The following is a 14,592-nucleotide window of genomic DNA, read 5'->3' as shown; positions in this document are numbered from 1 at the left end:
TTATGGAAGATATGCTTACTTACAATTATTCCAGATCATCTGCACTGGTAAAGAAAGATGCCCTGGAAGAACTGTTTCTCTCCAAATATAGCGAGATACAGAAAAATACCGATGTCCCTTGTTTTTTCTGGGGAAATGTAGGACAACCTTTTATTTTGGCCCGCTGCCTAATTATACTTTCCAATATTGTAAAGTCAAGCTTTAACCTGTCACCGTTCCAAATGGCATTACTCAAAGATCCGATTGTGACAGCTGGAAATGAGAGATTACGATTTGAGGGGTTCTCTCATTGTGCAGGAGTGTATGCACGAGTGGATGTTCTTCCGGATGGTTTGGATGGAGAATTCTTGGAAAATGGAACGACTAATGTAGATTTCAATCAACCCATGATAACTGCCCTTGGAAGTATCCGTCCCAATGAAAAAATTATGCTTTCTGTTGGTGACAAAGAATTCGGGTTATATAAGGAAGAAAAAAAAGTGGTGGAAAGAAAAGTTCCATTACCTACAAAATGGATTAAGGGATTGGGAACGGTACAGGTATATCTTTCTGAATCACAAAAACAACATAGTTTTAATAAGATACAAACCCAGCAGTTATTCAGAGGGATGCCAAAAGGGATTATAAAATCAGACTATTATCTTATTGTGAGAGGAAACAAACCTATGTTTTCTCCTGTAAAGTCAGCTGATGCTGTTTGTATTGGAGGGCTTCACAGGCTTCGACTATTGGAGCCGTTGCTTCCCTACATAGATCATATGCAGGTATTTCCACATCCTAATATGCAGTCTACTACCTGGCAGCTTTATATGGGGAATATAAAATTTAGTTTTTCTCTGTCAAGAGAGAGCTGGAGAGGATTTTCAGGAGAGGGGGCTGTTTTGGATAGTCTTACCACAGAAGTATCAGATGAATGGATTGATGCTCTAGACAAATATGCCTACGCCAATCAATCATTCAATGCAACGATTTTAGCATTAGAGGATAACCTCAGCCTGAGTAAAACGGATAATATTACCGGAAGATTGGCTGCAATGGGATTATTGGGATATGATCTTGATGATAATGAGTTTTTCTACCGCAGATTACCTTTTAGGCTAAGCCGTATTTTAGAATTAAATCCACGTATGAAGAATGCTGAGAAATTGATTGAGGATGGAAAAGTTGAGATTTTAAGCAATCATAAACAAAGAACAGAAGCCAGGGTACAAGGGACAGGAGTACACCACACTGTAATTATTGAAGACGAAAAAGAACGTTGTACCTGCGAATGGTTCAGTAAATATCAAGGTGAAAGAGGGCCTTGTAAGCATGTGCTTGCAGTGAAGAAGCTTGTAAATAATTAATAATAGAAATGTTGATAAGCGCAGAGGCGTAAAGAAAATGCTTGTGATTCTTAAAATCTATTGCGTCTTTGCGATTACCAACACATTAAAGCACCATTTTATCAGTGTTGTGCCTGTTTTATCCATTCTTCATAAGTCAAAACACCTAAATCAGGTTTCCCATCACCTTCCAAAATAGAAATAAACTCAAGTTGGTTGCCATCAGGATCATTGAAATAAATGGCCAGTGCAGGCATCCAGGAAAATACCATAGGTTCAATACTGCCATTTTTCAGAAAATTGTACGGCTTTAGGTTCTTGTTCTCCAAAAATTTTACAGAGTAGTTTAGAATATCTTCTTTACTGCTGGAAAAAGCAAAATGTCTGGGTTGAAGATTCTCTTTCTGCTCCCACAATCCCAGCATAAACTCTTTCTTTTCTCCGATCCATAAAAATGCTATAGGTCTTGCTTCATCTCTGTGAGCCAACTTTAATCCCAATATTTCTGTATAAAATTGAATGGCTTTTTCCAAATCACTTACCTGAACATGGGTTTCATATAATCCTTTAATCATAGCTTTAATCTTAATGAAGACAAAGCTAGAGAACAGAGGTGAAAAAACCGGAGATTGCCGATTTCTTTATTTGAAATGAATGATAGAAGCTTTAAATGAATGATGTTTTATCATTCCGATATTCATTTAGTCGGCTTAAACGGAAAAATCATCTTTATTTGGCTTTAGGCAAAATTTGATTTTAAAATATATTTCTCACAATTTTCTTAAAATAAAAAATAAAATTTTCACAGAAAAATAAACTACGTAAAATGATTGCGTAATACTGTTTTTACTTTGCATTAGAAATCAGAGAGGAAGTAATAATCCTCTTAATGTTTAACAAAAAAACAGTAACTCATGAAATTTAATTTTTTGAAAAAAGAAAATAAAATAGTCTTGAACTATGAGGGAGCAAAAGCATATGTGATGACTCCTGCAGAAGAATTGTATAGTGCTGTGGTTACAACAGGACTGTCTAATATTACCTATGAAAAAGGCAATGAGAGATTGGAGAGAATACAGGCTCTGATTAAGAAAAATGATCCCGAATTTGTAGCAAAACTAGCTGTATATGCGAGAAAAGATATGTACTTGCGTTCCATTCCCTTAGTTTTGGCTACAGAGTTGGCAAGAGAAGCTTCAGGTTCTGATCTGGTAAGCAAAACAGTAGATGGAGTTGTTCAAAGAGCTGATGAAATCACAGAACTGTTAGCTTATTACCAGATTGCCAATGAAAGAACAGAAACAAAAAAACTGAACAGGCTGTCTAAGCAGATTCAGAAAGGATTGGTAAAGTCATTCAATAAGTTTGATGAATACCAGTTTGCAAAATATAACAGGAAAGGAGAGGTAACCTTAAAAGATGCTCTTTTCCTGGTACACCCAAAAGCTAAAGATGAAGATCAGCAAACCATTTTCAATAAAATTGTATATGACATGCTGGAAACTCCCTATACCTGGGAGGTTGAGCTTTCAGTATTGGGACAGAAAAAATATGCTCATCAAGCAGAAAGAAAACAGGCTTTTAAAATCAAATGGGAAGAACTGATCTTCAGTAACCAACTGGGATACATGGCAACCCTTCGAAATCTAAGAAATATTCTGGAGGCAGGCGTATCATCAGATGCTATGAATAAAATTTGTCGTTATCTGGCTGATGAAAAAGCAGTAAGCTATTCAAAACAATTACCATTCCGATTTTTGGCAGCATACAGAGAATTGAAAACCATTGATTCGCCTTATTTATCTTCTGTACAGGAAGCATTGGAAAATGCAGTTGTGGTAAGTGCTCAGAATATCAAAGGCTTTGGCTTCAATACTTCAGTGGTTATTGCGGCTGATGTTTCAGGCTCAATGCAAAAACCGGTTTCTCCAAAAAGTAAGGTCTTGCTGTATGATATTGGTTTGTTGATGTCAATGATCTTGCAGTCACAATGTAAAAATGTAGTAACAGGGATGTTCGGTGATCGCTGGTTGAGAGTTCCAATGCCCAAAAATGGTATTTTAAGAAATGTAGACGCATTCTATAAGCGCGAAGGCGAAGTGGGATATTCTACCAACGGTTATCTGGTCATCGAAGACTTGATTACAAGACAAGAAAAAGTGGAAAAAGTAATGCTTTTCACAGACACCCAAATGTGGGATAGTTCCGGAAGCAAACATTCATTTGAAGATTCCTGGAACAGATATAAGACCATAGTTCCTGATGCAAAACTGTATATTTTTGACTTGGCAGGCTATGGCAGGCAACCCATCGATGTGAAAAAAAATGATGTATACCTTATTGCGGGTTGGTCAGATAAAATCTTTGAGGTGCTGAATGCTTTGGAAGATAAAATGTCCGCCATAGAAATGATACAAAAAGTAGTGCTGTAACAGGCACTGCTTTTAATTTGAACAGAACATTGTTACTTGGTTTTAATATAAAATATAACTATGGGTGATTTATTGTATAAAATTGAGCAAGATATTAAAGAGGGCCGAAAGAAAAAAGCATGTGACAGACTAAGAAATATGATCAATCAGTTTCCTAATGATCTTTCCCTGAGAAACAAATTAGGACAGATTTATTTTGAAGCAGGATTTCTTGATGAAGCAGGCAAATTTTGGATTTTATCAACACCGGAGAATAATGAAATGGAAAATGCAGTAGAAATTTACAGACAATCTTTAAAAAATTCGGGAAATACGATTTTAAAAGATATTGTTTTCAGAGGAGATAAAGAGCTGCTTGACGGGCGTACAAAGAAAATAATCAATGATCTTGAGTATAATAGTTTTAAGCAAACAAAACAAATTCCTGTTTTTAAAGCTAAATCAAAAGAAAAAGGAAATTATTCAGAAAATCACATAAATCTTCTAAGTAAAGTCGGGATTTTTTTGCTCATTGGATTGATTATTTTGCTTCCGATTTTGGGGATTTTTAAATTGTTTGAATTGATATCTTCATTGTTTGTCTAATAAAAATAACTACGTAAAAAGATTGCGTACATACAATGTAATTTTGTAGTGTTAATATTACTGGTGCCGTTAGAAAGACATTCTTCGATTCCAAACATGCAGAGTCTTTCACCAGATTGCCCGGTAGCTAACCAATGCCGTTAATAAGAGTTTCATCGTCAACTTTTAATTGAATACCATTTACTCTTATAAATTATTGCTTGGTTTTTAATGAAAAATAACTACGTAAAAAGAATGCGCAGTAAGTATGTAAATTTACAACCATAAAACTAATAACGATGAATCAATATAAAAAGCAAGTGTCGTAAAATAGAGTTACTTCTTAAGGGACGGTAATACAGGTTCGAATCCTGTTCTGCATCAGCAGATAGTAGAAATGGCAATACCCCGTATAGATCTCTGTTTGATTTAATTACCTTGCTTACATCCTATCAAGTGTCGTTTTAGAATCATACTTCGATTACACGTCATCCGGTCGCAGGTTCGAGCCCTGTCATTCTTGTTGTAAACGGGATGTAGCTCAGGTGGTAGAGCAGATGGAAAAGAAAGATTCCTCCATTTTTACCTTGATAATTTATAAAAGAGTGCCGTAGAAAAGGCTTACTTCGGTAAATCTTATGATATTGGTTCAATTCCAAAACAGATCATGAAAATGATCTGGCGAGTCTTTTCAATCTTTTGCCTCTTTTAAAAAAAATAATTACAATGAATATACCAAGTAACCTGACTGAATTCCTGTACTGGGTCAAGGAACGTACAGAAAAACTTTGGTCTGTGAATGATGAAAATTGTCCTAAAGGATTTTATGGTGCCAAATGGCAAGGGCTTTCTAAAGAACAGATTGATCAAATTGAGAAAAAATATAAAATCAGTTTTATCCCTGAGCATAAAGAATTTTTAAAGATTCTTCATACGATTGACAAAAAAGAAATTATTGAATATGAGGATGATGGAGAACTGATTACTGAAGAACGTAATTTCTTTTATAATTGGCTTACTGATGAAAAAGAAGTCTTAGAAATAATAGAGGGCTCATATAGTTGGATGAAGCACGATGTGAATGAGGAAAGTCAGGTTTGGCTTAATTCATGGGGGGTAAAACCTGTATCTTTGGAAAAGAGAATAGAAGTTTTTGAAGAATGGTTTTCTCATCTTCCGGCTCTTTTACCTTTAAAAGGTCTCCGATATATTATAAGTGATGAAAACCTTGAATGGAAGCCTATTATTTCTTTAGGATCTTCTGATATTATTGTTATGGGTTGGGATTTAAGAACTTATTTATTAAATGAATTAAGTAACTATCTTGATATTTATATTGATGTATTTGATGAAGAAGAACAAATGTTTTATCCTGAACTTATTGATGAGGTAAAGAATATATTTGATGAAAATTTTAAGTATGACCAAACCAAGGATATTCCTTATCTGAAAGAAAGAATTCTCTATTGCTCTAGCGGATGGAGTAGTTTCGGTTTAAGCTATTATCCGGAAAATGCCATAATTCATCCTGTTGTTAAAACGGATATTGTTGGAGAAGAAAAATAAACTATAATCAGGTGTCGTCTTAGAATCATACTTCGAGATTGAGTAAACATTGGGTCGCAGGTTCGAATCCTGCCTTTTCCCTCGAAAAGGAAAGGTAGCTCAGCAGGTAGAGCAAATGCACGGAAGATTCTGAAAATATTACCTTGATTTACACAAAGAGTGCCGTAGAAAAGACCTACTTCGGTTTAATTTGGTTCGACTCCAGAAAGTCATGAAAATGATTTTGTAAAAGTCTTTTTGAACTTAGCCTCTTTTTTATTTAGAACAAAACAAGTGCCGTAGAATAGTGTTACTTCGATCATCACGACGGGGACACGGGTTCGAGTCCCGTCTCTTCCACAACAAAAAACACAATCATTATAGGAAGAGTAGCTCAGTTGGTAGAGCACGACATCACTTTTTGCTTGTTGCCTTGTTTTATCATAAGTGTCGTTAGAAAAAGCTTCATCGTCACACAATTTTGGAGAGGAATAGCGAAGTCGGTAATTCCGGCAAGGTTATCCGGTTCGACTCCGGCAAGTGTAGCCCCGTACTTTTTCTTATGGTTACCTGTACAAAAAAGCCGATATATTATTTATCGGCTTTTTTTATTGGATCTTCAAGATCTTCGTCAAACATCAGTTTCCATTTTGTAAGAGTAGTTCTGCTTATTTTATATTTTTTAGACATATAACTGGTAGAATGGCCATGTTTCTTTTTATACTGAAGAAGCTTGAGCATTGTCTTCTTGTCATAGGTTTTAAGCTTTTGATTATTTTTCTGACCTTCTCTGGATGGCCTGAAAAGTCTTTCATTGAACTTAAGTACATCTTCAGTGGTATCCAATTTGCCAAGAAGTTCCTTGATCTTTGGATCTTTTAATTTGTCCGGATATTCTAGCTTAAGCATATCCTGGTAAATCCTTTTATAGTTGGGGCGCATTTTTTATCAGTTTATCCGTTCATATTATCACTTTTCTGAAGCCATCTGTGAAGAGTACTTTTAGGAATAGAGTATTCTTTAATGACTTCGCTTTGTGTCATTTCACCGGAAAGAATTCTTTTCATAATAAATTCTTTAATTTCCTGAGTGTAAATATTTTTTCTGAAATAAGGGATTTTATCCGATTTTTGCTGATTTTTGTTCACTGCTGCAGGTGGTGCATATAGAATTAGATGTGAGCTGTAAAGTCTGAAAAAATCATATTCCAATAATTTACTCCATCTTAAAAGAAGATCTGCATCTATTGATCTGCTATTGTACATGTCTTCTACGGCATCCTCGTCCCTCCCCAGAAACTTACATATCCTCTCTACTGTTATTTCATTTTCATCAACCCTTTCCTTGATAAACTTTCCAATATGGATCTCTTTGTATAACATTTTTATTTAATATTATCTATATTATTAAAATTATGCACGAGAAAACATGAAATAGGAAATATATTATTATATATTACAGAATATAATTCACTTAAATCTGAAATTGAAAAAAATCAGGTGATTACTTAAGGATGTAGGATACCATAAATAAAAACCGTAAAATCTTTAAAACTGATAAGGATAGCTTAATATCTTAAAAAAGGTGTGCTCATTGTCACTTTAGTGTACCTTTAGGTATATTGCTTATTCTCAATGGGTTTATAATTCTTCTTCTTTTTCAAACTTCTTTTTTCTACCATCTGTGTAAATAATATATAACCTATTTAAAGCTTTTCTATGCAATTTTATTTACGCTAAGCTTTTATTTATTGTATGATTGTAAGTGTATTGACAACCAGTTTTTTATGCTTTGAATATTGTGTTTAGTACCTAATAATCTGCTTAATTGCTTTCAAATTTAAACAAAAATAAGAAGCTATGTTAGAGAGGAATATAAAAAAGTTTATTTATGACCTAATTTTAAGTAAAATTAACATATTATGTGATTTAATGTGTGAATTATTTTAAAGATAAAATGATGATGAAAGAAGAAAGATAAAATATTGTATTCCATTGAGTAAGTATTTACCTTTGCAGTTCAATGAAAAATACCATAAGCTTATTCGATTTTTCGAAGAAAATTAATTATAAAAATGAATTGCTGGCAGGCTTTACCGTAGCCATGACGATGATTCCGGAATCTCTGTCGTTTGCAATACTGGCGGGGCTTTCTCCACTTACGGGATTGTATGCAGCTTTTCTGATGGGATTGATAACAGCTATTTTAGGTGGACGTCCTGGAATGGTATCAGGCGGGGCGGGAGCTACTATTGTTGTGCTGATTGCCCTTATAAAATCCCACGGAATAGATTATCTTTTCGCTACTGTAGCATTGGCGGGAATTCTTCAGATGCTGGTAGGTATTTTTAAGTTAGGGAAATTTGTAAGACTCATTCCGCAACCGGTTATGTATGGTTTTTTGAATGGATTGGCGGTCATCATTTTTATGGCGCAGGTGGAACAATTTAAAATTATAGACAGCAATGGGGTAGTAAGCTGGCTTCAGGGAGTTCCATTATATATTATGGCAGGTTTAACGGCCCTTACCATTGCAGTCGTATATTTTTTTCCTAAACTCACCAAGGCAGTTCCCGCGTCTTTAGCCGCAATTATTGTAATATTTGCTGTAGTTTTAGGTTTTAATATTCAAACCAAAACAGTTGCGGATATTGCCCATATCAGTGGCAGCCTTCCAGATTTTCATGTTCCAAAGGTTCCTTTTTCCATGGAGACTTTACAGATTATTTTTCCTTATGCACTCATTATGGCAGGTGTAGGTCTTATTGAATCTCTTTTGACCCTCTCTATGGTAGATGAAATTACCAATTCAAAGGGAAATGCCAATAAAGAATCTGTAGCTCAGGGATTGGCCAATATTACCAACGGATTTTTTGGTGGTATGGGCGGTTGTGCCATGGTTGCACAAACACTGGTGAATCTTAATGCTGGTTCCAGAGCAAGGATGTCTGGGATTATAGCTTCCGTTATGATTTTAATGATTATTCTTGTTGGAGCACCGATTATTGAAAGAATTCCTATGGCGGCATTAGTAGGAGTAATGATGATGGTTGCCATAAGTACCTTTCAGTGGGTTTCCATCAGAATTGTGAATAAAATGCCGAAGTCGGATATATTTGTTGGAATTACAGTAGCCCTTATTACTGTTGTTTTGCATAACCTTGCCTTGGCAGTGCTGGTAGGAGTAATCATCTCAGCCTTGGTTTTTGCATGGGATAATGCCAAAAGAATTCGGGCAAAAAAATATACTGATGAAGAAGGTATAAAACATTATGAAATATATGGTCCGCTATTCTTTGGATCCGCTACAGCTTTTGCAGACAAGTTCGATCCAATGAACGATCCGGATGAAGTGGTTATAGACTTTAAAGAAAGCCGTATTGTGGATATGAGTGCCATTGATGCTTTGGATAAACTGTCAAAACGCTACAAGCAGCAAGGAAAAACAGTCTTCCTCCGCCATCTCAGCGAAGATTGCCGTAAAATGCTGAAAAATGCAGAAGCCGTAGTAGAAGTTAATATACAGGAAGATCCCACCTATAAGGTAATGCCGGAAAGATAAAGATAAAAATTAATAAGCCATGTGATTAAGGAGTAACCATTCACAATAAAAATATATAATAATTAAACAAGGATTATAATTCATTTTATGGTCCTTGTTTTTGATTAATGCTTCCTCAAATCATAAAATATCTTAAAACAGAAAACTAAAGTTATGCATTTATGATAAAAATTTTATCTTTGGGAAGAATAGAAAATTAAACACTTGTTGACGATTAAAAAAAAATAAATCTTTTTCAAGAAAGCTAAATAAAACTTTTAACTTAAAACATATTGAAAACAGATATCGACATTCATAACCACTGTCATTTTTCCTTTGACCTGTGGCTCACCCTAATCAAATCTCATCCTGAATTTAAAACAAAAAGAGTTGAGCTGTTCTCCTCGTTTTTTAATGTAGATAAACCTATAGATGAAGTTGCAAAAACCGTAAAATACTATGATGATCTTTGCAATACCATTAATGAGGTTACAGGAGGAAATATAGATACTTTTGAAATTTATCTGATGATCCTAGGATCATTGAATGTAGATATAAAGCTTTTAAACAAAGAAAAGCTGAATGAGTTTTATGTAAAAAGTGAAGATCTGTTCTTAGAGTATAAACCAGTTGTCATATTTGAAAATATTCATGATTTTTTTGATGAAATTAAAAATCAGGGTAAGACAATTAATATTCTAAGCAATACAGGGTTTATCAAAGGAACAACAATGCGAAAGTTTTTGATTCATGAAAACCTGGATCAGTATATCGATTTTCACATTTATTCTGACGAGATGAACTGTTCCAAACCGAATCCGCTTATTTTTCAGGAAGTGAAGAATAATATTAAGGATCAGGACTTGCCCATGAGTCAGATTTTACACATCGGAGACAATCCGGTTGCTGACTATGAAGGGGCAAGAGACTTCGGTTTCAGTGCACATTTACTTAAACACTAAAAATAAACATGAATAAAAGATACAGCTTACACCACATTCATTCAGCGGATGAGTTTACATTCTCACCTGCGGAATACAGCTATTTTAAGTATGGCGATAAGTCGTATGCTGAAAAATTTGCAAAAGAATTATTCGAGGGATTTATTTCCAAAAATGAAGAACTTCTACAGACAGATAAAGAAATTGTAGTGCTTCCAAGCCCGTATATGGCTATTCCTACCGCATCCAACTTTTTATGTTTTTACTTTAAGAAGTATCTGGATTTTTATTTGTTTCAGAAAGGTGAGAAATCCAGTATTTTATCCAAAATCAACCGAAATCATACCTATATTACAGATTATGGGAACCTGAATTTTGAGGATCGCAAAAATCTGATATCCAATGATACTTATTATATCGATAAGGACTTTTTACGAGGAAAACTTTGTATTTTTATAGACGATATAAAAATCACGGGAAGCCACGAATATACAGTACACAAAATCCTGGATGAATATGAGGTAAAGGCAGATTTCATGTTCTTGTATTATGCGGAGCTGATGAATTTTGAGCTTGACCCTAAAATTGAAAACTATTTCAATTACTATGCTGTGAAAAATGTAAGACACATCACAGAGGTAATGAATAAGCCAAGTTTTGAGTTCAATACAAGGATTGTAAAATATATTTTAGGGTTGGATTCAAGTAATTTTGACTATCTTACGTCTAAAGTAAAAAAAGGACAGATGGACCTCCTCTTGGAACTTGCCATCAGTAACAATTATCATTTAATAAAAGAATATAAAAATAACATCAATACTTTAACACAAACGGAATTATATTATGGCTATTAACTTACAAAAAGGACAAAGAGAAAATATTAACGCACCTAAATTCACTGTAGGTTTAGGATGGGATATCAATAATACTTCTACAGGAACAGGGTTCGATCTTGATGCATCTTTATTTTTGTTGGGTGACGACAAGAAATTAGTTTCAGATAACCACTTTATTTTTTATAATAACCTTGAATCTCCTGACAAATCAGTGATTCATACAGGAGATAACCTTACTGGTGAAGGGGCTGGAGATGATGAGCAAATCAAAATTGATCTCACAAAAATTGATGATGCTATCAAGGAAATTACTGTAGTAGTAACCATCCATGATGCAGATGCAAGAAAGCAGAACTTTGGACAGGTAAGAAATTCTTTTATCAGAATCTTCAATACCGATACGAATGAAGAAATCTTAAAATATGAATTAGATGAAGATTTCTCAATCGAAACTGCAGTAGAATTTGGAAGAATCTACAACAGAAACGGAGAATGGAAATTTGAGGCTGTAGGGGCAGGTCAAAGAGACGGCCTTGACAAATTTGTATCAATTTATCAGAAGTAATCTAATCATGGATAATCAAGAAAATCAACCAATGGATCCACTTGGATCTATTGAACCCCTTAAAACATTTGAGCCCGCTCCAATGACTACCCCGAATATGCCTGTTCAAAATGCAGCACCAGCAGTTTTAGTAGACAGGGATGGAAATGTAAATCTGGCTCAGATGCAGTCGGAAGAACGTCAGAAATATGAAGTCCTTGCCAACTCTATTGATGAAGCCAACCCAGGATCTATTGTAAATTTTGGAGCTGAACTTCAGAAAACTTTAACCAACCAGAGTGACAGCTTCCTAGGAAATGTAAGAAGATCAAACTCAGGAGAAGTAGGTGGACTTATTAATGACTTACTGGTAGAGCTTAACTATGTAGACGTAGATGAGCTTCACGGAAATAAAGTTAAAAGCTTCCTAAGCAAATTACCTTTCATGAAGAAAGTAATTACTCAGGTGGAAAATTTGTTTGCAAAATATGATAAAATTATCAATAACATTGAGCAAATCTCTTATAAGGTAAATGCAGGAATTATTACTTCTACAAAGGATAATGCTGTTCTACAGACTATTTTTGAAAGTAATGTGAATTCCATTAAGCAGATTGAAGATCTTGTGATTGCAGGAAATATAAGAATGGAAAGAGCAGCGGTAGAACTTGCAGAAATGGAAGCAAGCCCTCAAAGTTTTCAGGATTATCAGATTGCAGATAAAAGAGATTTCATTGCAAGACTAGACAGAAGAATGGCTGATCTTAAAGTCGTACGTGTTATCATGATGCAGTCGCTTCCACAGATCAGATTGGTACAGAATAACAACGTTTCTATTGCAGAAAAAGCGCAGACCATTCTTACCACTACCCTTCCTGTATGGAAAAACCAACTTTCTCTTGCCGTTGCTATGTACAGACAACAGCAGAATATTGAAATCCAGCAGAAAGTCTCTGCTACTACAGAAGAGATCTTAAGAAAGAATGCAGAACGTCTTGGTCAGAACTCTGTAAATGTAGCTAGAGCCAATGAGCAGACGATTGTATCTGTAGAAACATTAAGAGAAACAACTTCAATGTTGATCAATACTTTAAATGAAGTGAAACAGATCCAGAAACAGGGAGCAGATAACAGAAGAAAACTTGATCATGATCTTCAGACATTAGAGCATGAATTAAAAGCTAATGTCAGAGGTTAATTTATAGGATACTAAGGTGGAGGAGGATGCAGCAACCATATTGTCACAAAGCAAAAGAAGGTTAACAAGACTTAAGCTTCTGGCTAATTTTTTTGAACATATTGACATAATATCAATTTACATCAAAACAGATATTATCCACAATCTGTTTCAGGAAAATACGGCCTTAGATTACAATAAACTGGAGCTTTTCCATCTGCAGTATACAGACAGCCTCATTGAACTGCTTACTAAGATTAAAAGGCAGAAAGAAAATGATATGCTGGCTGTCATTAATGAAATCGGCATCAACAAAAAATATATTGCAGGTTTTGAAGAAAGACGCGTAGATAGTTTTCAGACCGATAGGAAAATGTACAGTGGTGTATTTTCTCAACATTTGAAAACTTTGTATAAAGATCTTACAGAAGATATTTTTACAGTCAACTGGGATAATGTGCTATATTTTCATAAGAAATATGCTCAGGAATTTTATAGAACAGATGCAGATGAATCGCTGTTGAAGACTGGAGCTTTTCCGGCATATCAGTATAAAGATTATTCCATTGAAAGAAAACTTTTAGGAAGACTTAATATACAGGGATTTAAAGTTCGTTTTGTTTGTGGTTACCTCATCGGAATCCATGAATATGAGCTTTTCAAGATCTTTCAGTCTGATGATTATTTTATTTTCGATATAGATGATAAAAAGCTTTATCTTTTCGACAAGGAATTAGATAAGCTTGATATTTCTGAAAATCAGTCGAATCAAAGTGCGATTATCGATCAGCTTAAAACAAAAAATGAGCAGTTGGAAAATAGTATGAACGAAAGAAAACGAAACCTCCCTATAGAAGTAGAGGCCGTTTTGAAAGACTACATCAGAAATCTGGAAAATATAGATATTATGAGCAAAATATTCGACTTTGATGAAGAAACAAATATTCTGCGTGCAATGCTTAATTTGAATTTGAATAACAACTAAACATAAAAAGATGGCTATTAACTTACAAAAAGGTCAGAGAATCAACCTTAAAAAAGAAAACGGAGCTGAGCTTTCCCAAGCTTGTGTAGGAATCAACTGGGGAGCAATTGAAAAAAAAGGCCTTTTCGGAACTAAAAAAGAAGCAGTAGACTTAGATGGAAGCTGTATTTTATATGATTCCAACAAAAATGTTACAGAGGTAGTTTACTTTGGTAATCTGAAATCCAGAAACGGATCTGTAAGACACAGCGGAGACGACCTTACAGGTGATGTAAATGGTGATGATGGATTGGATAACGAAGTTATCACGGTAGACTTCAGTAACCTTGAGCCAAATGTAGACCATGTTGCATTGGTGCTAAACAGCTATCAAGGGCAGGATTTTGGAACGATTCCTTTCGCTTCTATCCGTATTTATGAGGGAACTCCTACCAATGTAAAAGAAGTTTTTGCTAAATATGACATCGCAAACGACGCTTCTTTCAAAGGACACGTTGCTATGGTAATGGGAGTTTTTTATAGAAGAAACGGAGAATGGAAATTCAACGCTATCGGAGACCCTACAGCGGACAGAAAGCTTGAGCAGACCATCCAAACGGTACAGATGAATTATTTATAATCATTTATAAATCAAAAAAGTAAATAAAATAGCAATATTTGTACTCAGTACATCTATTGCTTTTATCATATAATAACATAACTC

The 14,592-nt window shown here is 34.7% G+C and carries 14 protein-coding genes and 1 tRNA gene; 12 read left to right on the top strand and 3 right to left on the bottom strand.

The features are described 5' to 3' along the window. The first annotated feature begins 2 nt into the window (after positions 1-2). Entirely contained in the window at positions 3-1,346 is a 1,344-nt protein-coding gene (locus SCA31_RS11495) for an SWIM zinc finger family protein (RefSeq protein ID WP_410697140.1), read from the top strand. A gap of 101 nt (positions 1,347-1,447) precedes the next feature. Here SCA31_RS11495 and SCA31_RS11490 read toward each other — a convergent pair whose 3' ends face one another. After that, positions 1,448-1,900: a VOC family protein gene (locus SCA31_RS11490; RefSeq protein WP_410697139.1), complete on the bottom strand. Its 453-nt coding sequence runs from the start codon at positions 1,898-1,900 to the stop codon at positions 1,448-1,450. 339 nt (positions 1,901-2,239) lie between these two features. On the opposite strand from SCA31_RS11490, the gene SCA31_RS11485 reads away from it, so the two are divergent. The 4 genes from SCA31_RS11485 (at position 2,240) to SCA31_RS11470 (ending at position 5,968) form a co-directional block, all read left to right on the top strand. Next, positions 2,240-3,757, top strand: a complete 1,518-nt coding sequence (locus SCA31_RS11485; protein ID WP_410697138.1) for a TROVE domain-containing protein — start codon at positions 2,240-2,242, stop codon at positions 3,755-3,757. A gap of 60 nt (positions 3,758-3,817) precedes the next feature. After that, the gene (locus SCA31_RS11480) at positions 3,818-4,342 is read left to right on the top strand and encodes a DUF6584 family protein (protein WP_410697137.1); all 525 of its coding nucleotides are present in this window, start codon (positions 3,818-3,820) and stop codon (positions 4,340-4,342) included. Between the two features lie 705 nt (positions 4,343-5,047). Continuing rightward, a complete protein-coding gene (locus tag SCA31_RS11475) occupies positions 5,048-5,887 on the top strand; it encodes a hypothetical protein (RefSeq protein ID WP_410697136.1) in 840 nt (279 codons plus the stop codon). Next, positions 5,873-5,968 (top strand) — tRNA-OTHER (locus tag SCA31_RS11470). Before SCA31_RS11475 ends, SCA31_RS11470 begins: the two co-directional genes overlap by 15 nt. A 489-nt stretch (positions 5,969-6,457) precedes the next feature. Here SCA31_RS11470 and SCA31_RS11465 read toward each other — a convergent pair. Continuing rightward, the gene (locus SCA31_RS11465; protein ID WP_410697135.1) at positions 6,458-6,775 is read right to left on the bottom strand and encodes a helix-turn-helix domain-containing protein; all 318 of its coding nucleotides are present in this window, start codon (positions 6,773-6,775) and stop codon (positions 6,458-6,460) included. 44 nt (positions 6,776-6,819) lie between these two features. Continuing rightward, positions 6,820-7,248, bottom strand: a complete 429-nt coding sequence (locus SCA31_RS11460; RefSeq protein WP_410697134.1) for a transposase — start codon at positions 7,246-7,248, stop codon at positions 6,820-6,822. Positions 7,249-7,888: 640 nt separating this feature from the next. On the opposite strand from SCA31_RS11460, the gene SCA31_RS11455 reads away from it, so the two are divergent. The 7 genes from SCA31_RS11455 to SCA31_RS11425 all read left to right on the top strand — a co-directional run bounded on the left by SCA31_RS11455 (position 7,889) and on the right by SCA31_RS11425 (position 14,508). Beyond that, positions 7,889-9,427: a SulP family inorganic anion transporter gene (locus tag SCA31_RS11455; protein ID WP_410697133.1), complete on the top strand. Its 1,539-nt coding sequence runs from the start codon at positions 7,889-7,891 to the stop codon at positions 9,425-9,427. A 272-nt stretch (positions 9,428-9,699) separates the two neighbouring features. Further along, entirely contained in the window at positions 9,700-10,368 is a 669-nt protein-coding gene (locus tag SCA31_RS11450; protein ID WP_410697132.1) for an HAD family hydrolase, read from the top strand. A gap of 8 nt (positions 10,369-10,376) precedes the next feature. Continuing rightward, positions 10,377-11,201, top strand: coding sequence for a phosphoribosyltransferase family protein (locus SCA31_RS11445; protein WP_410697131.1), 825 nt, complete (start codon positions 10,377-10,379; stop codon positions 11,199-11,201). Then, positions 11,191-11,748 carry a TerD family protein gene (locus SCA31_RS11440; protein WP_410697130.1) on the top strand — a complete coding sequence of 186 codons (558 nt, stop codon included), beginning with the start codon at positions 11,191-11,193 and terminating at the stop codon, positions 11,746-11,748. The genes SCA31_RS11445 and SCA31_RS11440 overlap by 11 nt, the downstream gene beginning before the upstream one ends. Before the next feature lie 7 nt (positions 11,749-11,755). Then, positions 11,756-12,925 carry a toxic anion resistance protein gene (locus SCA31_RS11435; protein ID WP_410697129.1) on the top strand — a complete coding sequence of 390 codons (1,170 nt, stop codon included), beginning with the start codon at positions 11,756-11,758 and terminating at the stop codon, positions 12,923-12,925. Positions 12,926-12,941: 16 nt separating this feature from the next. Continuing rightward, positions 12,942-13,889 carry a hypothetical protein gene (locus SCA31_RS11430; protein WP_410697128.1) on the top strand — a complete coding sequence of 316 codons (948 nt, stop codon included), beginning with the start codon at positions 12,942-12,944 and terminating at the stop codon, positions 13,887-13,889. Positions 13,890-13,899: 10 nt separating this feature from the next. Beyond that, positions 13,900-14,508, top strand: coding sequence for a TerD family protein (locus SCA31_RS11425; RefSeq protein ID WP_106917320.1), 609 nt, complete (start codon positions 13,900-13,902; stop codon positions 14,506-14,508). Positions 14,509-14,592: the final 84 nt, after the last annotated feature.

The organism is Chryseobacterium sp. SIMBA_028, assembly GCF_046535285.1.
GTDB lineage: Bacteria > Bacteroidota > Bacteroidia > Flavobacteriales > Weeksellaceae > Chryseobacterium.
The sequence above is the reverse complement of the archived record's forward strand: the minus strand, read 5'-3'. Positions and strand labels throughout refer to the sequence as shown.